Source organism: Streptomyces sp. NPDC047974, from assembly GCF_040653375.1.
In the GTDB taxonomy this organism is placed as follows: domain Bacteria; phylum Actinomycetota; class Actinomycetes; order Streptomycetales; family Streptomycetaceae; genus Streptomyces.
In genome coordinates, this window is the sequence record NZ_JBEZNU010000120.1 from 1 (window position 1) to 1,243 (window position 1,243).

A 1,243-nucleotide genomic window follows, 5' to 3' on the forward strand; every position below is an offset into this window, starting at 1 on the left:
ATTTGGGAAAAGTGCCCGGTTCTCTTTGATCCCTATAGGGGCCAATGATCACGAGTTAAATTGCGCCATCTTCGATGATGTCGACAAGTTGCTATCCATGGGGCATCTCGCCGGCGCCTGCCGGCTGATGGAGGCTGGCATTGACCCTTCGTTCGACGAAGAATCGTTGCAGTCTTACAAGGAGGCAACCTCGGGCGGGGAGGAAGCGTTGGAGAGGTTTATCGACCACTGGAGTCATCTGTGGGAGCTTCACACCAACATGGACTACTAGCGCCTGGAGGGACAGACATTCGTTTCTATCAGGCTCCCAATGGCTGCGTCGGTCTCTAAAAGGGCAGGTCTTCATCTCTTATCCCCTCAGGCTCCTCTGGAGTTTGTGGTGTCAGCGCTTGATAGATACTTTCAAGGCGAATCTGTAACTCATCAAAGGTGACCACAAGCACATCCTTGAGCCCATTTCGATATTGCTCAAAAGCTTCCTGCTTATCCTCTTCTTCCGGAGTGCGGCCAATTATGACGATGGCCGCAACTGCATGTGCGTGAACACGCTCTTTGAAGCCACGCGCTAGGCTATCTATCTCGCGCTGTACGTTGCTTCGCTGACTGACGATCTGGGCGACCGATCCACTCAGTTCGAAGGACGGGATATAGGTTTGCCGGTACTGTCTCCCCAATAGGTCATGCTGGGGATGTTTGATCTCGATCAACGCAAGGTTGCCGGTAGCCTTGGCTGCCATTAGGAAGTCGGAATACTGCCCACCCCGACCACTAAAATTCTTACCGCCTACGTAGGGTTGGTCGGCAATTTTCTTAACGGGGTATCCAAAGGCCATGTCGAGAATAAATGGGTTTCCGCTGAGGAAGCTCTGCCATTTCGGCTCCGCAACGTTGCTTTCCATCATTTTTTTATAGACGTCAATGAGCTGGCCAAGGGTGACCAGTTCAATCTCCGCCTTCAGGTTGTAGAGAGTGTGTGGTGCGGATTTCGCCAGGGTAGGGACGCTCTGTTGCGCCAGCTTGACTGCCTGCTGCTGATCATTAGATGAAAGAGTAGGCGTCGCCGACCCCAATGAAACTAAGCTAGCAAGCAGATCCGGAGGTAGCTTTCGTGCCTTGGCTGGGTACAGCTCCGGCGCTGCCTGATGCAGCAAGCTGGTGTAACAGACGAGTTTTTTGTCCGCTGCAGTCTCTCGCTGATGTCGCTGCGTCAATCGATCCAAGCTCTTCTTCAGACGGTCAAGAA

At 52.9% G+C, this 1,243-nt stretch carries 2 protein-coding genes; one reads left to right on the forward strand and one right to left on the reverse strand.

Going from position 1 to position 1,243, the window contains the following annotated elements; all coding sequences use genetic code 11:
• A partial coding sequence (locus AB0E19_RS38790; protein WP_362189977.1) for a hypothetical protein occupies positions 1-271 on the forward strand: 271 nt, incomplete at its 5' end.
• Positions 272-326: 55 nt separating this feature from the next.
• On the opposite strand, the gene AB0E19_RS38795 is transcribed toward AB0E19_RS38790, so the two are convergent.
• On the reverse strand, positions 327-1,243 hold a 917-nt coding region (locus AB0E19_RS38795; protein ID WP_362189980.1), incomplete at its 5' end, for a Shedu immune nuclease family protein.